The sequence below is a fragment of the Kitasatospora sp. NPDC023176 genome (assembly GCF_055560495.1).
Map to the genome: position 1 here is coordinate 41,629 of NZ_JBVHIP010000026.1, position 21,532 is coordinate 63,160.

A 21,532-nucleotide genomic window follows, 5' to 3' on the forward strand; every position below is an offset into this window, starting at 1 on the left:
GACCACGGCAGGGTGTGTTCCATGCCACCGACCCGCCACGCCGCCCCCCGGTCACCCACCGTCGACCGGGCCCGTACGACCGCACCGGCCGCGACCTGCGAAGTCGCCGACCGCCTCGTCGCCGGGGCCCGAAATTCCATCACCGAGCGTGTGGGATAGTTCACAACCTGGGGCTACTCGCCGGTACCGCCCAGGAATCCATAAACTCAACGAGGTTCAAGAAGGGAGCCACAGTGCGCAAGGTGCTCATCGCCAACCGCGGGGAAATCGCCGTCCGCGTCGCCCGGGCCTGCTCGGACGCCGGTATCGCCAGCGTCGCCGTCTACGCCGAGCCGGACCGGGATGCGCTGCACGTCCGCGCGGCCGACGAGGCTTATGCGCTGGGCGGTGACACCCCCGGCACCAGTTACCTGGACATCGCCAAGGTCCTCAAGGCCGCCGAGGACTCCGGCGCCGACGCCGTCCACCCCGGCTACGGGTTCCTGTCGGAGAACGCGGAGTTCGCCCAGGCCGTCCTCGACGCGGGCCTGACCTGGATCGGCCCGCCGCCGCAGGCCATCCGCGACCTCGGTGACAAGGTCACCGCCCGTCACGTCGCCCAGCGCGCCGGAGCCCCCCTGGTGGCCGGCACCCCGGACCCGGTCTCCGGCTCCGACGAAGTCGTCGAGTTCGCCCGGGAGCACGGCCTGCCGGTCGCCATCAAGGCGGCGTTCGGCGGCGGCGGCCGCGGCCTGAAGGTCGCCCGCACCCTGGAGGAGATCCCGGAGCTGTACGACTCCGCGGTGCGCGAGGCGGTCGCCGCCTTCGGTCGCGGCGAGTGCTTCGTCGAGCGCTACCTGGACAACCCGCGGCACGTGGAGACCCAGTGCCTCGCGGACAAGCACGGCAACGTGGTGGTCGTCTCCACCCGTGACTGCTCGCTGCAGCGCCGGCACCAGAAGCTGGTCGAGGAGGCGCCCGCGCCGTTCCTGACCGAGGCGCAGAACGCCGAGCTGTACCGCGCCTCCAAGGCCATCCTCAAGGAGGCTGGCTACGAGGGCGCCGGGACCTGCGAGTTCCTGGTCGCGCTGGACGGCACGATCTCCTTCCTGGAGGTCAACACCCGTCTTCAGGTGGAGCACCCGGTCACCGAGGAGGTCACCGGGATCGACCTGGTCCGCGAGATGTTCCGGATCGCCGACGGCGAGGAGCTCGGCTACGGCGACCCGGAGGTGCGCGGCCACGCCTTCGAGTTCCGCATCAACGGCGAGGACCCGGGCCGCAACTTCCTGCCCGCGCCCGGCACCGTGACGCTGTTCGCCCCGCCGTCCGGCCCGGGCGTGCGCCTGGACTCCGGCGTGGAGACCGGCTCGGTCATCGGCCCGGCCTGGGACTCGCTGCTGGCCAAGCTGATCGTCTCCGGCCGCGACCGCAAGCAGGCCCTGGAGCGGGCCCGGCGCGCGCTGAGCGAGTTCAGGGTCGAGGGCATGGCCACCGCCATCCCGTTCCACCAGGCGGTCGTCACCGACCCGGCGTTCGCGCCCGAGGTGCACGGCAGCGACGAGCCGTTCACGATCTTCACCCGCTGGATCGAGACCGAGTTCGACAACACCATCCCGGCGTTCACCGGCGGTGCCGGCGAGGCCGAGGAGGCGGAGACCCGGGAGACCGTGGTCGTCGAGGTCGGCGGCAAGCGGATCGAGGTCTCGCTGCCGTCCTCGCTGGGCGCCGCGGCGGCCCCGGCGGCCGGTGCGGCGGGCGGTGCCAAGGCCAAGCGCCGGGTGGGCGCCAAGAAGGCCGGCTCGGCCATCAGCGGTGACGCCCTGGCCTCGCCGATGCAGGGCACCATCGTCAAGGTCGCCGTCGAGGAGGGCCAGGTCGTCGCCGAGGGCGAGCTGATCGTGGTCCTGGAGGCGATGAAGATGGAGCAGCCGCTGAACGCCCACAAGGCGGGCACCGTGGTCGGCCTCAAGGCCGAGGTGGGCGCGAGCGTCAGCAGCGGCGCCGCGCTGTGCGAGATCAAGGACTGATCCGGACCGGCGGCTGACGCCGGGTCCGTCAATCCTCGACCGGTCCGTACTCCCTTCGGGGGGTGCGGACCGGTCGTGTTTCCGCGCGCTGCGGAACAGCCGGACTCAGCGCCCGCGCGGCAGGCCCATCTCGGCCAGCCGGACCGGCATCCCGCCCGGGCCGACCGGCCCGCCGTGCGCCCCGGGGCGGCGCTGGCCGGGCAGCGGGGCGCCGCCGGGCGGCGGTCCGGGACGGCGCCCCAGCGGGCCGGGCTGGGTCTGGTGCACCGGGCCGCTGCCGGTGCCGTGCACCGGGGCGTCCCCGCCGGGTGCGGCGCCGAGCGGCGCCAGGTCGATCTGCACCCCGCAGTCGGCGAGCGCGTCCAGCTCGCGGGCGGTGGCGTCGTCGGCGGTGGCCTGCTCGTCGGTGACCAGCCGGGTGATGGTCTCGGTGGCGACGGTCTGGAACATGCCGGCCGCGCCGAGCTTGGTGTGGTCGGCGAGGACGATGACCTCGGCGGCCGCCAGCACCATGGCCCGGTCCACGCTCGCGGACAGCATGTTCGCGGTCGACAGCCCGCGGTCGGCGGTCAGCCCGCTGCCGGAGATGAAGGCCTTGGTGACCCGCAGCCCCTGCAGCGACTGCTCGGCCCCACTGCCCACCAGGGCGTAGTTGGAGCCGCGCAGGGTGCCGCCGGTCATCACCACCTCGACCCGGTTGGCGTGCGCCAGCGCCTGGGCGACCAGCAACGAGTTGGTGACCACCGTCAGCCCGGGCACCCGGGCCAGCCGACGGGCCAGTTCCTGGGTGGTGGTGCCGGCGCCGACCACCACCGCGTCGCCCTCCTCCACCAGTCCGGCGGCGAGGTCCGCGATGGCGCTCTTCTCCGCCGCGGACAGGTGGGTCTTCTGCGGGTATCCGGGTTCGCGGCTGAAGCCGCCGGGGAGCACCGCGCCGCCGTGCCGGCGGTCGAGGAGCCCTTCTGCCTCCAGCGCCCGCACGTCCCGGCGCACGGTCACTTCGGAGGTCTGGACGACGCGGGCCAACTCCCGGAGCGAGACGGCTCCGTTGGCGCGCACCATTTCGAGGATCAACTGGCGACGTTCTGCTGCAAACACAGAACCGACGGTAACCTGCGTGACCGTCTGCTTTCAGGCGTTTGCAGCTGGTAGCGGGAATTGCTCACGCAAGAGCGGCGCGTGACCGTACAATACGCGCCGTCAACAGCCCGGAACTGCGCCCGCCGTCCGGGTGATGATCATGCCTGCGCGAAGGGCGGCCACCGATCGGCGACCGCCCTCAACTGTGCGCCTCGGGCTCAGGATTCGCCGTCGACCCGCTTGCGGATGTGCAGCTGCCGGGCGGCCTCGGCGGTCGAGCCGGAGACGGACGGGTAGACGGTGAACGCGCTGGCCACCTGTTCGACCGTCAGATTGGCGTCCACCGCGAGCGCGATCGGGTGGATCAGTTCGCTGGCCCGGGGGGCGACGACCACGCCGCCGACCACGATGCCGGTGCCCGGGCGGCAGAACAGCTTCACGAAGCCGTCCCGGATGCCCTGCATCTTCGCCCGCGGGTTGCCGCGCAGCGGCAGCTTGACCACGACGGCGTCCATCTTGCCGCACTCCACGTCGGCGGCGGTGTAGCCGACGGTGGCGATCTCCGGGTCGGTGAAGACGTTGGAGGCCACGGTCTTGAGGTTCAGCGGCTGCACCGCGTCACCGAGCGCGTGGTACATCGCGATCCGGCCCTGCATGGCCGCCACCGAGGCGAGCATGAAGACTCCGGTGCAGTCGCCGGCCGCGTACACGCCCGGGGCGCTGGTGCGGGAGACCCGGTCGACCTGGATCTGGCCCCAGTCGTTGAGCTTGACCCCGGCCTCCTCCAGGCCCATCTCCGCGGTGTTGGGGATCGAGCCGACCGCCATCAGGCAGTGGGTGCCCTCGATCACCCTGCCGTCGGAGAGGGTCACCTCGACCCGGTCGCCGATCCGCTTGGCGCTCTCGGCCCGGGTGCGGCTCATCACGTTCATGCCGCGGCGGCGGAAGACGTCCTCCAGCACCTCGGCGGCGTCCGGGTCCTCGCCCGGCAGCACCCGGTCGCGGCTGGAGACCAGGGTGACCTTGGAGCCGAGCGCCTGGTACGCGCCGGCGAACTCGGCGCCGGTGACGCCGGAGCCGACCACGATCAGCTCGCGGGGCAGCTCCTCCAGGTCGTACACCTGGGTCCAGGTGAGGATCCGCTCGCCGTCCGGCAGGGCGTCCGGCACCTCGCGCGGGTGGGCGCCGGTGGCGATCAGCACCGCGTCGGCGCGCAGCGACTGCACGCTGCCGTCGGGGCCGTCCACCAGCACCTCGCGGGAGCCGTCCACGGCCTGCCCGCCGGCGCCGAGCCGGCCGCGGCCGCGCAGCACGGTGACCCCGGCGCGGGTGACGGACTGGGTGATGTCGTGGGACTGCGCGATCGCCAGGCGCTTCACGCGGCGGTTGACCTTGCCCAGGTCCACGCCGATGACCTTGCTCTCCCGCCCGGCGGAGCCGTCCTGGTCGACGGTGATGCCCAGTTCCTCGTACGAGCTGTCGAAGGTGGTCATCACCTCCGCGGTCGCGATCAGGGTCTTCGACGGAACGCAGTCCGTGAGCACCGCCGATCCGCCCAGACCGTCGCGGTCGACGACGGTCACCTCCGCGCCGAGCTGAGAGGCCACCAGGGCCGCCTCGTAGCCGCCGGGTCCGCCACCGATGATCACGATCCGAGTCACGTACCCCATTGTCCCGCACGCCGGGAACGGCGCCACAACGGGGTCCGCGCTCGTAGCTTCGTCCACTGGCCCCGCCCCGTGCGCCGACCGGGCTACGCTGCACCCATGCCCCTTTACGCCGCGTATGCCACCAACCTCGATGCCCGGCAGATGACCCGCCGAGCCCCGCACTCCCCGCACCGCGGCACGGGGTGGCTGGACGGCTGGCGGCTCACCTTCGGTGGCGAACAGCTCGGCTGGGAGGGCTCGCTGGCCACCGTCGTCGAGGACGAGAAGGAGCAGGTCTTCGTCTCCCTCTACGACGTCGCGCCGATGGACGAGGAGGGCCTGGACCGCTGGGAGGGCGTCCAGCTCGGCATCTACCGCAAGATCAAGCTGCGGGCGCAGACCCTGGACGGCGACATCCAGGTCTGGACGTACGTGCTCAACGACTACGAGGGCGGCCTGCCGGCGGCCCGCTACCTCGGTCTGATCGCCGACGCCGCCGAGAGCTCCGGGGCGCCGCACGACTACGTGCTGGACCTGCGCCGCCGGCCGTGCTGATCGCCGGTCTGATTTCCGTACGTATCAACAAAGCCGGTCACCCGAAAAGCGCCACCGAGCTGTGTTTTCGGGTCAACCGGGTAACGATCCGGCAAGCCGCGGCCGATTTTCTACGCGCGTAGCCGAAAGCCGTCTATCCTCGGACCCGTGAACGCTTCTCCTCAGTCGGTCGTCTCCGCCGACCCCTACGCCGCCGCCCAGGCCGCCGCCGAGCGCCTGCGCGAGCTGACCGGTGCCGAGCGGCACGACGTCGCCCTGGTGATGGGCTCCGGCTGGGTGCCGGCCGCCGACGCCCTGGGCGAGACCGTGGCCGAGTTCCCGGTCACCGAGCTCCCGGGCTTCCCCGCCCCCGCCGTGGCCGGCCACGCCGGCACGATCCGCTCGGTGAAGATCGGCGACAAGCGCGCCCTGATCTTCCTGGGCCGCAACCACTACTACGAGGGCCACGGCGTGGCCACCGTCGTCCACGGCGTGCGCACCGCCGCCGCGGCCGGCTGCGGCATCATCGTGCTGACCAACGGCTGCGGCGGTCTGCGCCAGGGCTGGACCCCGGGCCAGCCGGTCCTGATCAGCGACCACATCAACCTGACCGCCGACTCCCCGATCGTCGGCGCGAACTTCGTCGACCTCACCGACCTGTACTCCAAGCGCCTGCGCGAGCTGTGCCGTGAGATCGACCCGAGCCTGGACGAGGCCGTCTACGTCCAGTTCCGCGGCCCGCACTACGAGACCCCGGCCGAGGTCAACATGGCCCGGGTGATCGGCGGCGAGCTGGTCGGCATGTCCACCACCCTGGAGGCCATCGCCGCCCGCGAGGCCGGCTCCGAGGTGCTCGGCATCTCCCTGGTCACCAACCTGGCCGCCGGCATCACCGGCGAGCCGCTCAACCACGAAGAGGTCCTGGAGGCCGGCAAGGCCTCCGCCGAGCGCATGGGCGAGCTGCTGGCGAAGGTCCTGGAGCGGATCTGACGCCCGCCGGGCACACAGAATCATGAACGACGGGGCCCACGGGCGGCGTGATCCGCTGATCACGCCCTCCCGCGGGCCCCGTCCGCATGTGCGCACCCTTCTTCCTCCCTTCGCGCGAAACCCTCCGGACGACACCCCGACGCACTCCCGATGGAGCACGCACCATGACGCAGGCACCCACGACCGACCTCCTCGCCCGGGCCCGGACCTGGCTGGCCGAGGACCCCGACCCGCAGACCCGTGAGGAGCTGACCGCCCTGCTGGCCCGGGCCGAGGGCCCGGAGGCCGAGGAGGACAGCACCCTCGCCTGGTCCGAGCTCGCCGAGCGGTTCTCCGACCGCCTCCAGTTCGGCACCGCCGGCCTGCGCGGCGAACTCGGCGCGGGCCCGATGCGGATGAACCGCGCCGTGGTGATCCGGGCCGCCGCCGGCCTGGTCGCGTACGTGCGGAAGCAGGGCCTCGGCGACCTCGTGGTGATCGGCTACGACGCCCGGCACAAGTCGTACGACTTCGCCCGGGACACCGCCGCCGTGGTGGTCGGGGCCGGCCTGCGCGCCGCGCTGCTGCCGCGGCCGCTGCCGACCCCGGTGCTCGCCTTCGCGGTCCGCCACCTGGGCGCGGCCGCTGGCGTCACCGTCACCGCCAGCCACAACCCGCCGCAGGACAACGGCTACAAGGTCTACCTGGGCGACGGCTCGCAGATCGTCCCGCCGGCCGACGCCGGGATCGCCGCCGAGATCGACGCGATCGGCTCGCTGGACGACGTCCCGCGCGCCGAGGACGGCTGGGAGGTGCTCGGCGAGGACGTCGTCGAGGCCTACCTGGACCGCGCCGTCACCATCGTCGACGAGCACAGCCCGCGCGAGCTGGACGTGGTGTACACCCCGATGCACGGCGTCGGCCGCGACACCCTGGTCGCCGCCTTCCGCCGGGCCGGCTTCCCCGCGCCGACCGTGGTCGCCGAGCAGGCCGAGCCCGACCCGGACTTCCCGACCGTGGCCTTCCCCAACCCGGAGGAGCCGGGGGCGATGGACCTCGCCTTCCGCACCGCCGCCGCGGTCGGCCCGGACATCGTGATCGCCAACGACCCGGACGCGGACCGCTGCGCGGTGGCCGTCCCGGTCAACGGCAACGCGGCGGGCAGCGGCAACGGCACCTCCGGCTGGCGGATGCTGCGCGGCGACGAGGTGGGCGCCCTGCTGGGCTCCGCCCTGGTCGCCAAGAAGGCCGAGGGCACCTTCGCCACCACCATCGTCTCCGCCACCCTGCTCGGCCGGATCGCCGAGGCCGCGGGCCTGGCCTACGCCGAGACGCTGACCGGCTTCAAGTGGATCTCCCGCGCCGAAGGCCTGCGCTACGGCTACGAGGAGGCGCTCGGCTACTGCGTCGACCCGCAGGGCGTCCGGGACAAGGACGGCATCACCGCCGCCCTGCTGGTCGCCGAGCTCGCCGCCACGCTCAAGCGGTCCGGCCGCACGCTGAGCGACCTGCTGGACGACCTGGCGCTGGAGCACGGCCTGCACGCCACCGACCAGCTGTCCGTCCGGGTGCAGGACCTCTCGCTGATCGCCGACGCCATGCGCCGGCTGCGCGAGCAGCCGCCGACCGTGCTGGCCGGGCTGGCCGTCACCCGCGCCGACGACCTCGCGGCCGGCTCCGCCGAGCTGCCGCCCACCGACGGCCTGCGCTACTACCTGACCGGCGAGGCCGTGCGCTCGGCCCGGATCGTGGTCCGCCCCTCCGGCACCGAGCCCAAGCTCAAGTGCTACCTGGAGGTCGTCCTCCCGGTCGCCGGCGCCGCCGACCTGGCCGCCACCCGCGAGCGCGCCGCCGAGCTGCTCGCCACCGTCAAGCGGGACCTCGCCGAGGCCGCGGGGATCTGACCCGCCGCCGTACGTGAGAGGGCCCGCCGGTTTCCGAACCGGCGGGCCCTCGTGCGTCGGGGCCCGTGCACCGGGACCCCTGGGGCAGGAGCGGAGCACGCGCTCCGGGATCAGACCGAGATCACCGTGACCAGGGCGGCGAGGCCGGCCAGCGCCGGGGCGATGACCCACCAGCACCAGCGGACGGTCACCGGGCCGGCCGCGTCGGGGCGGGTGCCGTAGCGCTCGGCCATCTCCTGGAGGACGTCGGTCACCTGGTCGGACCAGGCGCGGGTCGGGTCCGGGGAGCCCTGGACGACCGGGTTGGTACGACTGGCGAGGCCCAGCCCCAGGCCCGTCCGGGAGGCGTGCTCGGCGTTGCTGCGGCTCAGGGCCCGGGTGGCGCGCTTGCGCTGGCGCAGCGACACCGGGACGGCCCACACCTGGTACTTCCTCTCGCCGGACAGCAGCTCGACCGAGTAGCCCGCGCGCAGCGCGTCGACCGAGGCCCAGGGGGCGGTGATGGTGCGCCACGGGTTGCGGACGACCAGGGCGGTGCTGTTGGCGAACACCGCCGGGCGCAGCGTGTAGGCGATCACCGGGAAGGCGAACACCGGCACCGCGGCGAGCGCGACGTACGGGGTCTTGCCGGTGCCGGTCAGCGCCGCGTCGCCGATCAGCCAGCCGGCGACGGCCAGCAGGAACACTCCGGAGATCACGCCGGGGACGGAGCGGTACACGCGGTCCGCGTACTCGGGTTCCCCGCCGGGGGCGGCCGGGCCCTGGTGGGGCTTGCCGTCGGATTCGGTCATGGCGTCGATTCTGCCCCATGCACCCCTCACCAGCGGGTCTCGGTCCGGCCACGAATGGCGGGCCCGGTCGGCCCGGCGGGCGGGGGCGCCCGAGGTCTCGGTCCGGCCACGAAAGACAGTGGGAAAGGTGAGCGCCCTAGCGGTCGGCTACGCGCGTAGATATGCTGGTCTGGTGACTATGTCCACTGTTGCAGCCAATGCCCCCGGCGTTGCGGGCAGCGGCCTCGCGGACGTTGCGGCGTCCGAGGCCTCGCTCCGCCGCTTCCTGCACGGCCTGCCCGGCGTCGACCAGGTCGGCCTTGAGGCGCGAGCCGCCACCCTCGGTACCCGCTCGATCAAGACCACGGCGAAGGCCTACGCCATCGACCTGGCGATCTCCATGATCGACCTGACCACGCTGGAGGGCGCGGACACGGTCGGCAAGGTGCGCGCCCTGTGCGCCAAGGGCAGGACCCCCGACCCGACCGACCCGACCACCCCGCGCGTCGCCGCCATCTGTGTCTACCCGGACATGGTCGCCACCGCGAAGGACGCCCTGCGCGGCACCGACATCCAGGTCGCCTCGGTCGCCACCGCCTTCCCGGCCGGCCGCGCCGCCCTCCCGGTCAAGCTCGCCGACACCGCCGACGCGGTGGCCGCGGGCGCCGACGAGATCGACATGGTGATCGACCGCGGCGCCTTCCTCTCCGGCCGCTACTTCGACGTCTACAACGAGATCGTCGCCGTCAAGGAGGCGTGCAAGCGCGCCGACGGCAGCTACGCCCACCTCAAGGTGATCTTCGAGACCGGCGAGCTGCAGACCTACGACAACGTCCGCCGGGTCTCCTGGCTGGCGATGCTGGCCGGCGCCGACTTCATCAAGACCTCCACCGGCAAGGTCACCGTCAACGCGACCCCGCCGGTCACCCTGCTGATGCTGGAGGCGGTCCGCGACTTCCGCGCCGCCACCGGCGTCCAGGTCGGCGTGAAGCCCGCCGGTGGCATCAAGACCACCAAGGACGCCATGAAGTACCTGGTGATGGTCAACGAGACGCTCGGCGACGACTGGCTGACCCCGCACTGGTTCCGCTTCGGTGCCTCCAGCCTGCTCAACGACCTGCTGATGCAGCGCCAGAAGCTCGCCACCGGCCGCTACTCCGGCCCCGACTACGTGACGGTGGACTGATCACCATGGCCAAGAAGAAGTACATCGAGGAGCCCGCGGCCAAGCCCGCCGGAGGCCTCTTCAGCTACGCCCCGGCCCCGGAGTCCCCCGCCGCCGCGGGCGACATCGCCACCTCGTACGGCCACTTCATCGGCGGCCAGTTCGTCGACTCCTCCGGCAGCGAGGCCCTGAAGACGGTCAACCCGGCCACCGAGCAGGTGCTCGCCGAGTTCGCCCAGGGCACCGACGAGGACGTGGACCGTGCCGTCGCCGCCGCCCGCAAGGCCTTCGCCGACTGGTCGGCGCTGCCGGGCAGCGAGCGCGCCAAGTACCTGTTCCGGATCGCCCGGATCATCCAGGAGCGCGCCCGCGAGCTGGCCGTGCTGGAGTCGATGGACAACGGCAAGCCGATCCGCGAGACCCGCGACTTCGACATCCCGACCGTCGCCGCGTGGTTCTTCTACTACGCGGGCTGGGCGGACAAGCTGGACTACGCCGGCTTCGGCGCCAACCCGCGCCCGCTGGGCGTGGCCGGCCAGGTCATCCCGTGGAACTTCCCGCTGATGATGCTGGCGTGGAAGATCGCGCCCGCGCTGGCGACCGGCAACACGGTCGTCCTGAAGCCGGCCGAGACCACCCCGCTGACCGCGCTGCGCTTCGCCGAGATCTGCCGCCAGGCCGGTCTGCCGAAGGGCGTCGTCAACATCGTCACCGGCGACGGCCGCACCGGCGCCGCGCTCACCGCGCACCCGGACGTCAACAAGGTCGCCTTCACCGGCTCCACCCCGGTCGGCCGGGCGATCGCCAAGCAGCTGGCCGGCAGCCGCAAGAAGCTGTCGCTGGAGCTGGGCGGCAAGGCCGCCAACATCGTCTTCGACGACGCGCCGATCGACCAGGCGGTCGAGGGCATCGTCAACGGCATCTTCTTCAACCAGGGCCACGTCTGCTGCGCCGGTTCGCGCCTGCTGGTCCAGGAGTCCGTCCAGGACGAGGTGCTGGACGCCCTGAAGCGCCGGATGGCCACCCTGAGGGTCGGCGACCCGCTGGACAAGAACACCGACATCGGTGCGATCAACTCGGCCGCCCAGCTGGCCCGGATCACCGAGCTGACCGACGCCGGCGAGGCCGAGGGCGCGGACCGCTGGTCGCCGGAGTGCGAACTCCCGGGCACCGGCTTCTGGTTCAAGCCGACCCTGTTCACCGGCGTCAGCCAGGCCCACCGGATCGCCCAGGAGGAGATCTTCGGCCCGGTGCTGTCGGTGCTGACCTTCCGCACCCCCGAAGAGGCGGTCCAGAAGGCCAACAACACCCCGTACGGCCTCTCCGCCGGCGTCTGGACGGAGAAGGGCTCGCGCATCCTCTGGATGGCCAACCGGCTCAAGGCCGGCGTGGTCTGGGCCAACACCTTCAACAAGTTCGACCCGACCTCGCCGTTCGGCGGCTACAAGGAGTCGGGTTACGGCCGCGAAGGTGGCCGCCACGGTCTGGAGTCCTACCTGAATGTCGAGGCCCGAGATGTCTGACACGACCTTCGCGCGTCTTGACGTCCTCAAGACCTACAAGCTGTACGTCGGCGGGAAGTTCCCGCGCTCCGAGAGCGGGCGGGTGTACGAGGTGACCGACGCAAAGGGCGAGTGGATCGCCAACGCCCCGCTGGGCACCCGCAAGGACGCCCGGGACGCCGTCCTGGCCGCCCGCGCGGCGGTCAAGGGCTGGGCCGGCACCACCGCGTACAACCGCGGCCAGGTGCTGTACCGGGTGGCCGAGATGCTCCAGGGCCGGCGCGAGCAGTTCGCCGCCGAGGTGTCCCTCTCCGAGGGCATCGGCCCGAAGAAGGCCGCCGCGCTGGTGGACGCCGCGATCGACCGCTGGGTCTGGTACGCGGGCTGGACGGACAAGGTCGCCCAGATCGCGGGCGGCGCCAACCCGGTGGCCGGGCCGTACTTCAACCTCTCCACCCCGGAGCCGACCGGCGTGGTCGGGATCGTCGCCCCGCAGGCCGGGTACGGGCACTCGCTGCTCGGCCTGGTCTCGGTGATCGCCCCGGCGATCGCCACCGGCAACACGGTCGTGGTCGCGGCCGCCGCGGACGCCCCGCTGCCCGCGCTGTCCCTGGGCGAGGTGCTGGCCACCTCGGACGTCCCCGGCGGCGTGGTCAACATCATCTCGGGCCGGACCGCGGACATCGCCCCCACCCTGGCCTCGCACCAGGACGTCAACGCGCTGGACCTCACCGGCGCGATCGCCGCCGACGGCCCCGGCGCGGCGGCCGCCCTGGAGGCCGCCGCCGCGGATACCCTCAAGCGGGTGGTCCGTCCGGAGCTGGACCCGTTCGCCCGGGACTGGACCGATGCGCCCGGTACCGACCGGCTACTCTCCTTCCTGGAGACGAAGACGGTCTGGCACCCGATGGGGATCTGACCCTCCGTCGAACCCGCGTCACAACTCCACAGACTGGCCGTCCCCAGTGCCCTCTCCCCCCCAGGGCCCGGACGGTCATTGGACGGACCCGCGCCTCTCCCCCCCCTGGCGCGGGTCCGTCGACTTTCGTCACCGTGCCCGCCGACTTTCGGCGCTCGCCGTGCGTGTGCGTCCGGACCAGAATTCCCGGTACCGACACCACCGAGGGGGCACCGTGGGAGAGTTGATCGCCGAGCTGATGCCGCTGCTCGCGGACGGGTTCGTCCGCAGGTGGCACGTGGCCCGGGTCCGCCGGCGGCTGGCCGCCGGAAAGGCCGTCCGGGTGCCCTGTTCCGCCCGGTCCGACCGGCCCGGCTGGCAACGCGCCTACGTCAACGGGAAGTTGGTCATCACCCCGGGTGCCGCCGCGGTCACCTTCCGCACCAGTGGGGCCGGCCCGGTCGAACTGCCCACCGGGGGCACCTTCCACGAGCCCGAGCCCGACACCTGGCACTCCCAGGACTGGGCCGCCACCGGCTACCAGCCGCCCGGCGGCGGCCGCCCGGTGTACCTCCAGGCCGACAGCCGCTACCTGCCGGTGATCCACGTCGCCCTCGCCGACCCCGAATCCCAGCAGGTGTGAGCCGGCCGGTTTCGGCAACCGGCCCGGATGCGTCAGACTGGTGTCCCGTGAGTGACTCCCCCATGAATCCCGCGCCGACAGCCCACGCCCGGGTGATCCTGCTCTCCGGGCCCTCCGGATCGGGGAAGTCCTCGCTGGCCGAACGCAGCGGCCTGCCGGTGCTCCAGCTGGACGACTTCTACAAGGACGGGGACGACCCCACCCTCCCCCGGCTGCCCGACGGCGCCGTCGACTGGGACTCCCCGCTCGCCTGGCACCGCGACCAGGCCGTCGCCGCCATCCGCGCGCTCCACGGGCACGGGCGCACCGAGGTGCCGGTGTACTCGATCCCGGACAACGGCCGGATCTCCACCCGCACCCTGGACCTGGCCGGCGCGACCGCGTTCATCGCCGAGGGCATCTTCGCCGCCGAGATCGTCACCGCCTGCGCGGCCGAGGGCCTGCTCGGCGACGCCCTGTGCCTGCGCAACGGCGCGCTCACCACGGCCTGGCGCCGGCTGCGCCGGGACGTCCGCGAGGGCCGCAAGTCGCTGCCGGTGCTGCTGCGCCGGGGCCTGCGGCTGATGCGGGCCGAGCGGGCCATCGTCGGGCGGCAGGTCGAGCTGGGCTCCCACCCGTGCGCCGGGGCGGAGGCCGAGCGGCGGGTCCGCGCGGCGGCCGGGCCGCGGGAGCTGTCGGCGGTCTGAGCCGTCGGCGCTCCGAGCCGCCCCGGAACGGACGAACGACGACGGGCCCGGTGCGTCTCCCCCGCACCGGGCCCGTCGCCTTCCGAACGGCGTCGGCTCCCCACGGACACCGCTCCCCCGAGCCGGCGCCCCCGAACCGTAACCGTCCGCTACCCGTCCCCCGACGGGAGTCCTGTCCCCGATCCCTACGCGACCAGCTCGCCGAACGCCCGGGCGGTGTCGCCCGACTTGTTCAGGTGCTCGTCGTCGCGCAGCCGGCGCAGCGCGCGCCAGATGCTGCTCTTGACCGTACCGACGCTGATCCCCAGCACGTCGGCGATCTCCGGGTCGGTCTTGCCCTCGTAGTACCGCAGCACCAGCATGGTCCGCTGGTTCTCCGGCAGCTTCGCCAGCGCCTGCCAGAGCACGGCGCGCAGCTCGGTGCCGCCCATCGCGTCGGTGTCGCCGGCCGTCTCCGGCAGCTCCTCGGTCGGGTACTCGTTGACCTTGCGGCGCCGCCAGGCGGAGATGTGCAGGTTGGTCATGGTGCGGCGGAGGTAGCCCCCGACCGCGGCCTTGTCGGTGATCCGGCCCCAGGCGCGGTAGGTGCTGAAGAGCGCGCTCTGCAGCAGGTCCTCGGCCTCGTAGCGGTCACCGGTGAGGTGGTACGCCGTGGCGTACAGGGAGGCGCGGCGCTCGCGCACGTACGCGGTGAACTCCGTGATGTGGTCCTCCGCGACGGCCGGGTGCTCCCCCTGCGCGTCTCCCTGTCCCGCCTCGGTGGTGCGGGCCGGTGCGGGGTTCAGCCGCAGCAGCGTCGCACCGGCGGCCTCGCGGCCGGTCGGTTCCCCCGAACCGACCGTCCGCAGGCCGTTGTTCCCCCGGTCGCCCCCCCGGGCGTCCGTACCCTCGACGCGGACGGGGAGGATCCCCCGCAGCGTGAGGGTGGTGGCGGAGTCGGCCGCACTCCCCGGTCGGCCGATCCCGTACAGCTCCCCCGTCCTGCCGCCGCCGCTCACCCGGCGGGCGACAGGGTTTCCACCGGTGCTGTGCGCGCACCCCCGTACGGTCACGGCACCGGAGTTCTCGTCGGTCCTGATCTCGTACCGGGTCCGGTGGGTGGTCGCTGCGGAACGCGCGGTGCGGACAGCCGGGTTGGTCCGGGTCTGAAGCATGGCGTTCATCGTGCGCCCCCTTGGTTCGGTACGAGCGGTTCCTGTTGCCGCCCTCCAGCCGGCCCTTGCGGCCCGCTGTCCTGCGGCGACATGGAAAATCCTGCCCGCCGGTTGTGATGGCGCTGTCCGCCGACTGTCACAGGGGTGTCACAGGGGTGGGCCCTTCGTCCCGTTCCATCTCCCTCCGTACCGGACGCCGGTGGCCGTCGTTCCGGTTCCCATACGGTCAGTGACCGGTCCGGGGGGTGATTCAGCGCTTCCGGTGGGCCAAAATGGGGCCGTGCCTTTCCTCCTACTGATCGAGGACGACGACGCCATCCGGACCGGCCTCGAACTCGCCCTCACCCGCCAGGGCCACCGTGTGGCCACCGCCGCCTCCGGCGAAGACGGACTGAGGCTCTTCAAGGAGCAGCGGCCCGACCTGATCGTGCTGGACGTCATGCTGCCCGGAATCGACGGCTTCGAGGTCTGCCGTCGGATCCGCCGCACCGACCAGCTGCCGATCATCCTGCTCACCGCGCGCTCGGACGACATCGACGTGGTGGTGGGGCTGGAGTCCGGCGCCGACGACTACGTGGTGAAGCCGGTCCAGCCACGCGTGCTGGACGCCCGGATCCGCGCCGTGCTGCGGCGCGGCGAGCGGGAGAGCTCGGACTCCTCCGCCTACGGAAGCGTGGTGATCGACCGGGCCGCGATGACCGTCACCAAGGACGGCCAGGACCTCCAGCTCACCCCGACCGAGCTGCGGCTGCTGCTGGAACTCAGCCGCCGCCCCGGCCAGGCGCTCTCCCGCCAGCAGCTGCTGCGGCTGGTCTGGGAGCACGACTACCTCGGCGACTCCCGCCTGGTCGACGCCTGTGTGCAGCGGCTGCGGGCCAAGGTCGAGGACGTGCCGTCCGCGCCGACCCTGATCCGCACCGTCCGCGGCGTGGGTTACCGGCTGGACCCGCCCTCCTGACCCCGGCCCGCTCCCGGCTTCGTCCCCGAACTCCCGCACACGACAGGCTCTTGTGACTGACCATCAGCAGACTGCCCGGCGGTTCCCGTCCGGCCCGTGGCGGCGGCTGCGCTCCCTGCGGGTGCGGCTGATCGCGGTGTTCGCGGCCGTCGCGCTGCTCGCCGCCGTCTCGGCCTCCGGCATCGCGTACTGGCTGAACCGCGACGCGGTGCTCAAGCGCGCCCAGGACACCGCGCTGAACGACTTCCGGGTCTCGCTCAGCCGCAACGTCTCCGACCTGCCGCTGAACGCCAGCTGTCCGGAGCTCGCCACGCTGGCCTCCAACGTGGCGAGCTCCGGGCTGAGTTACGACGTGGTCGTGGTCGACCCGGCGCACCCCGAGTGCCCGGCCTCCTCCGACCCGGCGAAGTTCACCCTGGCCGACGTCCCGGCGCCGCTGCAGTCCACCGTCGCCAAGCCGCGCGAGGTCACCGAGAACAACCCGTACCCGTACCACCTGTACTGGCAGCGGCAGAACCTGGCGGGCCGCCCGTTCGTGATCGGCGGCACCAAGGTGGTGCCGAACGGGCCGACGGCGTACATGTTCAAGTCGCTGGAGAACGAGCGGGCCGACCTCAACACGCTCGGCTGGTCGCTGGCCATCGCGACCCTGCTCGCGCTGATCGGCTCGGCCCTGCTCGCCCAGGCCGCCTCGGCGACCGTGCTGCGGCCGGTCAAGCGGCTCGGCGAGGCCGCCAAGCGGCTCGGCGAGGGCCACCTGGACACCCGGCTGGAGGTCGACGGCTCGGACGAACTCGCCGACCTCGCACGGACCTTCAACCGGGCCGCGGAATCGCTGCACGAACAGGTCGAGGAGCTGAGCGCGCGCGAGGCGCAGAGCCGGCGGTTCGTCGCCGACATGTCGCACGAGCTGCGCACCCCGCTGACCGCGATGACCGCGGTGACCGACATCCTGGAGGACGAGGCCGAGTCGCTGGACCCGATGATCGAGCCGGCCGTCCGGCTCGTGGTGAGCGAGACCCGGCGGCTGTCCGACCTGGTGGAGAACCTGATGGAGGTCACCCGCTTCGACGCCGGCACCGCCAGGCTGGTCGCCGACGAGGTGGACGTCGCCGACCTGATCATGTCCTGCATCGACGGCCGGGCCTGGTACGACGCGGTCGAACTGGACGCCCCGCGCGGCATCCTGGCCGTGGTCGACCCGCGCCGGCTCGACGTGGTCTTCGCCAACCTGATCGGCAACGCCCTCAAGCACGGCGGCTCGCCGGTGCGGGTCAAGGTCCGGCAGACCGACGACTCGGTCGTGGTCGAGGTCTCCGACAGCGGCCCCGGCATCCCCGAGGACGTGCTGCCGCACGTCTTCGACCGCTTCTACAAGGCCGACCGCGGGCGGGCCCGCTCGGAGGGCAGCGGTCTGGGGCTGTCCATCGCGATGGCCAACGCCCAGATCCACGGGGGGACGATCACGGCGGCGAACGGGGAGGTCGGCGCGGTGTTCACCCTGACCCTGCCGCTGACCCAGCCGCCGCCGTCCGCGGGCGGGGCCGCGCGCGGCCAGGCCGGCGACGACGAGCACAAGGACGCCATGTGACCTCCCCCACCCGCACCACCCTGCGCCGCACCGCCGGCGCACTGCTGCTGCTCGCGCTGGCCACCGGCTGCGGCATCCGGCCGACCGCCGTGCCGGTCGACGCCGGCGCTCCCGCCAGCCGGACGGCCTGCCCGAGCGCCCCGCACATACCGACCGCGCTGGCCACCCCGCCCGGACCGGCCCCGACCGCCACCCCGGCCCGCGGCGCGGCCAAGACGAGTGCGAGCCCGAGCCCCTCGCCCACCCCGGTGGCACCGGGCTCACCGCCGCCGGACAACGCCTTCAGCGCGGTGCCGACGGCCTCGCCCTGCCGGTAGGCGCGGCCAGCCGGGCCGCTGGGACGGGGGGAACGGGGCGCGGCCCGGAATGTTCACGCCCGGGTGTGGAACCGCCGCGCCACCGGCCCACGTCCTCCCCCCCGTGCAGCGAGATGGCACCAGGACACGCGACGAGCGTTCCGGCGCACGGACCGAGACCAGGCCGGCGGCGGGCGTCCACCGTCCCTTCCGGCTGGCAGGAGTGGCGGGCCTGGCCCTCCACCTGACGCTGGCGCTCTGGCTGGTGCTCAGACCGCTGCCGGTGGCCTGGGTGTACGACGCCAACCTGACGCCGCTGGCCTCGCTCCGCTCCTCCACCGCCTGGCAGGTGGTCGGCGAGTTCCTGCTGCTCGCCCCGCTGGGCCTCCTGCTCCCGCTGGCCGGCGGCCGGCTCCGGGCCCCCTGGCTGCCGTCCTTCCTGCGCACCACCGGTGCCTCCGCCCTGCTGGCGACCGGTCTGGAGTTCCTCTCCTCCTGGACGCCCGGGCACGTGCTCAACGTGGACCACATACTGTTCGCCGTGCTCGGCGTGATGATCACCCACCTCGCCCTCGTCCCCGGCCTGCGCCGACTGCTGCGGGACCACCGCGCCAAGCCCCGGACCCCGCGGATCGCCGTCCTGACCGTCCCGGCGGTGGCCGCGACCGTCACCCCGACGGTGACGGTCGCGCCCGCGGCCCGTCCGCGCGCCTACGCGGAACCGACCCCGCCCGTCCGCTGACCCGGCGCCGCCTCCACCCGGCCGCCGACCTCCACCAGCCCGTCCGGACGCGGGCCGGCCAGCAGCTGCGAACCCCGGCCCTGGGTGATCGTCAGCGCCCGCCCGAGCCGTGCGGCCAGCAGCAGGGCCGCCGCGCCGGTCGCCTCGTCCTCGTCGATCCCGTCGCCCCGGCCGGGGAAGGCCCGCGCCCGGACCCTGCCGGCCGCCTCGTCCTGCCAGGCCCAGGCGTAGATCCACTCCCCCGGCGGCGGCACCTCCAGCGCCTCCACCTCGGCCGCCGAGCCGTACTGCCGCAGGGTGCGCCCCGGGGCCCACTCGGGCCGGGCCCCGATCAGGGTCAGCCCGCCCTCGCGCCGCACCGTCACCACACCGGCCGCGGTGACCAGCCGGTCCGCGCCGAGCAGCCAGGCGGCGCCCACGCACGGGTGGCCGGCGAAGGGCAGGCGCACACCCGGGGTGTAGATGTCGATCTCCCCGCGCTCCGGGTCGTCGACGAACACCGTCTCGCTGAAGCCGAGTTCGCGGGCGAAGGCCTGCCGGTCCGCCCGCTCCGGCAGGGCGGCGCCGTCGCGCACCACGCCGAGCTCATTGCCGTGCCGCCCGTCCGGTCCGCAGAAGACCCGTAGCACCTCATGGCCAGTCATTTCCCACCTTGTCAATTACCGTTCCGGCGCTGCTCCGACACAGCGCAACGACACCGTGATGAAAAGGCGACGACGGATGTCGGTCGCCTCCAGTACTGTGCGCTCTCGTCCCCGGACGGTTCCCGTCGTTTTTCTCCTCCCACAGGAAACCCCCCTTGAACAATCTCGACTTCAGCGCCGAACCCGTTTTCTCCTGGTACGTCGTCCTGCTGGCGCTCAGCGGCGTCATCATGGTGGTCCTCGGCGTGCTGCCGCTCGCCGGGTTGAAGGTCGGCCTGCGCATCCTCAACGTCGTGGTCGGCCTCGCGTTCGCCGGGTACGCCTACTACCTCGCGTTCGTCTTCGAGGGCGGCACCTACCGGATCTTCTTCCAGGCGCTGATCCTGCCGGTCGCGATGATCGTCGCCACGGTGAAGGCCGTCGTCGAGCGCAGCAACGCGAAGAACCAGCCGACCCCGCCGGCCGGGGCGTTCAACCCGAACGCGCCGTACAACCCGAACGCGCCGTACAACCCCAACGCGGCCGCGTTCAACCCGAACGCGCCGCAGCCGGGCCAGCCCGGCCAGCCGGTGCCGCCGCAGGGTGCCGTGCCGTACCAGCCGGGCGCGCCGGCCCAGCCGGTGGCGGACAACCCGTACGCCCAGCCCGCCCCGCCGCAGCCGCCGCAGCAGCCGGCCGGCTGAGCCCCGGAACACCGGACGGCCCGTCCGCCCCCGCCTTCGAACGGGGACGGACGGGCCTCCTGCTGTCCGGGGTCAGTTCCCGGCGCCCTGCGCGCCCTTGCGGCGGCGCGCCACGACCAGGATGCCGACGCCGAGGGCGATGGCGGTCGCGCCGGTGATCGCCATCGGGGCGGACGAGGAACCGCCGCCGGTGGAGGCCAGCCCGGTCTCGGCGGCGGCGGGCGGGGCCGCGGCGGCCTGCACGGTGCGGGTGGTCTGCGCGGTGTCGGCGGCCGGGCTCGGCGCAGCGGTGGTCACCTGCGCGGCCGGGACGGCGGCGACGGTGGACCGGTCGGTGGTGACCGGGGTGACCGGGGTGACCGGGGCGGTGGTGGACGGAGCCGGAGCCGGGGTGCCGGTGGCGCCCGCGGCGGCCTCGATCCTGAAGTCGGCCTTCGGGCTGGAGGTGCCGCGCTCGGTCCCGCCCGGGCCGGCCAGGCTGTACCCGTCGGCGAACACCGACTCGGCCGCCGCGGGGGCGTCCTTGGTCCAGGCGAGCCGCAGGTTGACCGTACGGGTCTCGCCGTTCGGCAGCGCGATGACGTCGGCGTCCTTGTTGCCGCTGCGCAGTTCGACGTCCAGCTGGGTGCCGGGGAGGTCGTGCCATTCCGGGGTCCCGGCGATCCACTCGCCCGTCCGGGTCTGGAACTCGAGCCTGACCATGTCCGCGCGGATCATGCCCTCGCCCTGGAACACGATCGCCGGGACGACCCGGAGGTCGGTGCCGGTGTGGTTGCCGTAGACGGCCTTGAACGGCTTCGCCTCACCACCGGCGGTGAAGGAGGCGGGCAGGCCCTCGATCTTCACGTCCGGGAGCCCGACCGGGGCCGGGGTGGTCGGGGTGCTGCTCTCGATGGTGAAGTTCGGGGTGCCGCCGGAGGCCCGGGTGGTGCGCTGCTCCGGGGGCAGGGTCGGGTCCGAGGCCACCGCGCTGAGGGCCGCGCCGGCCGAGCCGGGGGCGGCGTCGGCGGCGAAGGTCAGCCGCAGCCGGTAGGTGGCTTCGGCGCCGGCCGCCAGGTGCAGCTGGGTGGCGAACTCGTCCAGCGCCCAGACTCCGCCGGTTCCGGTGTTGTCCGTCCTGGCGTCCTGCCACTGCGCGCCGCCGGGGCGCTGGTACTCCAGCTTGAGCTGGCTCTGCTTGAGGCCGCTGCCGGCCGCCGCGACGCCGAAGTCGGTCGTCACGTCCATCTGGTGGTCGGCGGTGTTCTTGAGGGTCGAGGTGAACTCGACCGAGGTGCCCGCCCTGACCGTGGTCGGGAAGCCGCTCGTGGTGATCATGACCGGCGAGGCCCAGCCGTGCGGGCCGGGGGTGGGAGCCGTCGGGCCGGCCGTCGGGGCCGCGAGGGCGGCCGGGGCCGAGGCCAGGGCGACGCCGGAGGCCAGGGCGGCAGCGGCGGCCGCGGCGAGGAGTCTGCGGGGCTGATTGCGCAACGGAACCTCACGGGAGAATTCGGGCGTAGCCCGATAAAGGTGCGAAATCGCAGGCGTGAGGGGCCTATTGAGGCCGTGAAGGCGCCGCCGGAATGCCCCCCACCATCAGCGACCGCGGAATCATATCGCCGGCGCCGCACCACTGCGCGACCGGGTTTTCCCTCCTCGGGAAACTCCGGATGGAC

20 protein-coding genes are annotated in these 21,532 nt (G+C 73.1%); 14 read left to right on the forward strand and 6 right to left on the reverse strand.

What is annotated here, in order from left to right; genetic code table 11:
* Window positions 1–233 precede the first annotated feature (233 nt).
* Window positions 234–2,009, forward strand: coding sequence for an acetyl/propionyl/methylcrotonyl-CoA carboxylase subunit alpha (locus ACZ3YL_RS29370; protein ID WP_188307671.1), 1,776 nt, complete (start codon window positions 234–236; stop codon window positions 2,007–2,009).
* 105 nt (window positions 2,010–2,114) lie between these two features.
* On the opposite strand, the gene ACZ3YL_RS29375 is transcribed toward ACZ3YL_RS29370, so the two are convergent.
* Window positions 2,115–3,071, reverse strand: coding sequence for a DeoR/GlpR family DNA-binding transcription regulator (locus tag ACZ3YL_RS29375; RefSeq protein WP_465660438.1), 957 nt, complete (start codon window positions 3,069–3,071; stop codon window positions 2,115–2,117).
* Window positions 3,072–3,307: 236 nt separating this feature from the next.
* Window positions 3,308–4,759 carry an NAD(P)H-quinone dehydrogenase gene (locus tag ACZ3YL_RS29380; protein WP_188308565.1) on the reverse strand — a complete coding sequence of 484 codons (1,452 nt, stop codon included), beginning with the start codon at window positions 4,757–4,759 and terminating at the stop codon, window positions 3,308–3,310.
* Between the two features lie 96 nt (window positions 4,760–4,855).
* Here ACZ3YL_RS29380 and ACZ3YL_RS29385 point away from each other — a divergent pair, with 96 nt between their 5' ends.
* The 3 genes from ACZ3YL_RS29385 to ACZ3YL_RS29395 all read left to right on the forward strand — a co-directional run bounded on the left by ACZ3YL_RS29385 (window position 4,856) and on the right by ACZ3YL_RS29395 (window position 8,145).
* Entirely contained in the window at window positions 4,856–5,293 is a 438-nt protein-coding gene (locus ACZ3YL_RS29385) for a gamma-glutamylcyclotransferase family protein (protein WP_188308564.1), read from the forward strand.
* A gap of 147 nt (window positions 5,294–5,440) precedes the next feature.
* The gene (locus tag ACZ3YL_RS29390; protein ID WP_188308563.1) at window positions 5,441–6,262 is read left to right on the forward strand and encodes a purine-nucleoside phosphorylase; all 822 of its coding nucleotides are present in this window, start codon (window positions 5,441–5,443) and stop codon (window positions 6,260–6,262) included.
* Between the two features lie 164 nt (window positions 6,263–6,426).
* Window positions 6,427–8,145 carry a phospho-sugar mutase gene (locus tag ACZ3YL_RS29395; protein WP_465660399.1) on the forward strand — a complete coding sequence of 573 codons (1,719 nt, stop codon included), beginning with the start codon at window positions 6,427–6,429 and terminating at the stop codon, window positions 8,143–8,145.
* A 110-nt stretch (window positions 8,146–8,255) separates the two neighbouring features.
* Here ACZ3YL_RS29395 and ACZ3YL_RS29400 read toward each other — a convergent pair whose 3' ends face one another.
* Window positions 8,256–8,936, reverse strand: a complete 681-nt coding sequence (locus ACZ3YL_RS29400) for a PH domain-containing protein (protein WP_188308561.1) — start codon at window positions 8,934–8,936, stop codon at window positions 8,256–8,258.
* A 178-nt stretch (window positions 8,937–9,114) separates the two neighbouring features.
* Here ACZ3YL_RS29400 and deoC point away from each other — a divergent pair, with 178 nt between their 5' ends.
* The 5 genes from deoC to ACZ3YL_RS29425 all read left to right on the forward strand — a co-directional run bounded on the left by deoC (window position 9,115) and on the right by ACZ3YL_RS29425 (window position 13,809).
* Complete coding sequence (gene deoC, locus ACZ3YL_RS29405) at window positions 9,115–10,101, forward strand: deoxyribose-phosphate aldolase (RefSeq protein WP_188308560.1); 987 nt, start codon at window positions 9,115–9,117, stop codon at window positions 10,099–10,101.
* Window positions 10,102–10,106: 5 nt separating this feature from the next.
* A complete protein-coding gene (locus ACZ3YL_RS29410; protein WP_188308559.1) occupies window positions 10,107–11,603 on the forward strand; it encodes an aldehyde dehydrogenase family protein in 1,497 nt (498 codons plus the stop codon).
* Complete coding sequence (locus ACZ3YL_RS29415) at window positions 11,596–12,501, forward strand: aldehyde dehydrogenase family protein (RefSeq protein WP_465660400.1); 906 nt, start codon at window positions 11,596–11,598, stop codon at window positions 12,499–12,501. Before ACZ3YL_RS29410 ends, ACZ3YL_RS29415 begins: the two co-directional genes overlap by 8 nt.
* 214 nt (window positions 12,502–12,715) lie before the next feature.
* Entirely contained in the window at window positions 12,716–13,123 is a 408-nt protein-coding gene (locus ACZ3YL_RS29420; protein ID WP_465660401.1) for a hypothetical protein, read from the forward strand.
* Window positions 13,124–13,170: 47 nt separating this feature from the next.
* Complete coding sequence (locus tag ACZ3YL_RS29425) at window positions 13,171–13,809, forward strand: ATP-binding protein (RefSeq protein ID WP_465660402.1); 639 nt, start codon at window positions 13,171–13,173, stop codon at window positions 13,807–13,809.
* A gap of 185 nt (window positions 13,810–13,994) precedes the next feature.
* Here ACZ3YL_RS29425 and ACZ3YL_RS29430 read toward each other — a convergent pair whose 3' ends face one another.
* Window positions 13,995–14,888: a SigE family RNA polymerase sigma factor gene (locus ACZ3YL_RS29430; protein WP_411293077.1), complete on the reverse strand. Its 894-nt coding sequence runs from the start codon at window positions 14,886–14,888 to the stop codon at window positions 13,995–13,997.
* Window positions 14,889–15,243: 355 nt separating this feature from the next.
* Between ACZ3YL_RS29430 and ACZ3YL_RS29435 the strand changes: the two genes are divergently transcribed.
* The 4 genes from ACZ3YL_RS29435 to ACZ3YL_RS29450 all read left to right on the forward strand — a co-directional run bounded on the left by ACZ3YL_RS29435 (window position 15,244) and on the right by ACZ3YL_RS29450 (window position 18,550).
* Entirely contained in the window at window positions 15,244–15,921 is a 678-nt protein-coding gene (locus ACZ3YL_RS29435; protein WP_188308557.1) for a response regulator, read from the forward strand.
* Window positions 15,922–15,973: 52 nt separating this feature from the next.
* Window positions 15,974–17,512 carry an ATP-binding protein gene (locus tag ACZ3YL_RS29440; RefSeq protein ID WP_188308556.1) on the forward strand — a complete coding sequence of 513 codons (1,539 nt, stop codon included), beginning with the start codon at window positions 15,974–15,976 and terminating at the stop codon, window positions 17,510–17,512.
* Complete coding sequence (locus ACZ3YL_RS29445; RefSeq protein WP_188308555.1) at window positions 17,509–17,829, forward strand: hypothetical protein; 321 nt, start codon at window positions 17,509–17,511, stop codon at window positions 17,827–17,829. Before ACZ3YL_RS29440 ends, ACZ3YL_RS29445 begins: the two co-directional genes overlap by 4 nt.
* A 103-nt stretch (window positions 17,830–17,932) precedes the next feature.
* Window positions 17,933–18,550, forward strand: coding sequence for a VanZ family protein (locus tag ACZ3YL_RS29450; protein ID WP_317621391.1), 618 nt, complete (start codon window positions 17,933–17,935; stop codon window positions 18,548–18,550).
* Here the strand turns inward: ACZ3YL_RS29450 and ACZ3YL_RS29455 are convergent.
* Window positions 18,520–19,194 (reverse strand): PhzF family phenazine biosynthesis protein, encoded by a 675-nt coding sequence (locus tag ACZ3YL_RS29455; protein ID WP_465660403.1) that lies wholly within the window; start codon window positions 19,192–19,194, stop codon window positions 18,520–18,522. The genes ACZ3YL_RS29450 and ACZ3YL_RS29455 overlap by 31 nt on opposite strands.
* 155 nt (window positions 19,195–19,349) lie before the next feature.
* Here ACZ3YL_RS29455 and ACZ3YL_RS29460 point away from each other — a divergent pair, with 155 nt between their 5' ends.
* On the forward strand, window positions 19,350–19,877 hold the full coding sequence (locus ACZ3YL_RS29460) for a hypothetical protein (protein WP_465660404.1): 528 nt from the start codon (window positions 19,350–19,352) through the stop codon (window positions 19,875–19,877).
* 72 nt (window positions 19,878–19,949) lie between these two features.
* Here ACZ3YL_RS29460 and ACZ3YL_RS29465 read toward each other — a convergent pair whose 3' ends face one another.
* Window positions 19,950–21,347, reverse strand: coding sequence for a hypothetical protein (locus ACZ3YL_RS29465; RefSeq protein WP_465660405.1), 1,398 nt, complete (start codon window positions 21,345–21,347; stop codon window positions 19,950–19,952).
* Window positions 21,348–21,532: the final 185 nt, after the last annotated feature.

Coding starts and splice junctions, on each gene's coding strand:
- ACZ3YL_RS29410 (WP_188308559.1), top strand. CDS start 10,107: ATGGCCAAGAAGAAGTACATCGAGGAGCCCGCGGCCAAGCCCGCCGGA.
- ACZ3YL_RS29385 (WP_188308564.1), top strand. CDS start 4,856: ATGCCCCTTTACGCCGCGTATGCCACCAACCTCGATGCCCGGCAGATG.
- ACZ3YL_RS29415 (WP_465660400.1), top strand. CDS start 11,596: ATGTCTGACACGACCTTCGCGCGTCTTGACGTCCTCAAGACCTACAAG.
- ACZ3YL_RS29400 (WP_188308561.1), bottom strand. CDS start 8,936: ATGACCGAATCCGACGGCAAGCCCCACCAGGGCCCGGCCGCCCCCGGC.
- ACZ3YL_RS29455 (WP_465660403.1), bottom strand. CDS start 19,194: ATGACTGGCCATGAGGTGCTACGGGTCTTCTGCGGACCGGACGGGCGG.
- ACZ3YL_RS29395 (WP_465660399.1), top strand. CDS start 6,427: ATGACGCAGGCACCCACGACCGACCTCCTCGCCCGGGCCCGGACCTGG.
- deoC (WP_188308560.1), top strand. CDS start 9,115: ATGTCCACTGTTGCAGCCAATGCCCCCGGCGTTGCGGGCAGCGGCCTC.
- ACZ3YL_RS29380 (WP_188308565.1), bottom strand. CDS start 4,759: ATGGGGTACGTGACTCGGATCGTGATCATCGGTGGCGGACCCGGCGGC.
- ACZ3YL_RS29375 (WP_465660438.1), bottom strand. CDS start 3,071: ATGGTGCGCGCCAACGGAGCCGTCTCGCTCCGGGAGTTGGCCCGCGTC.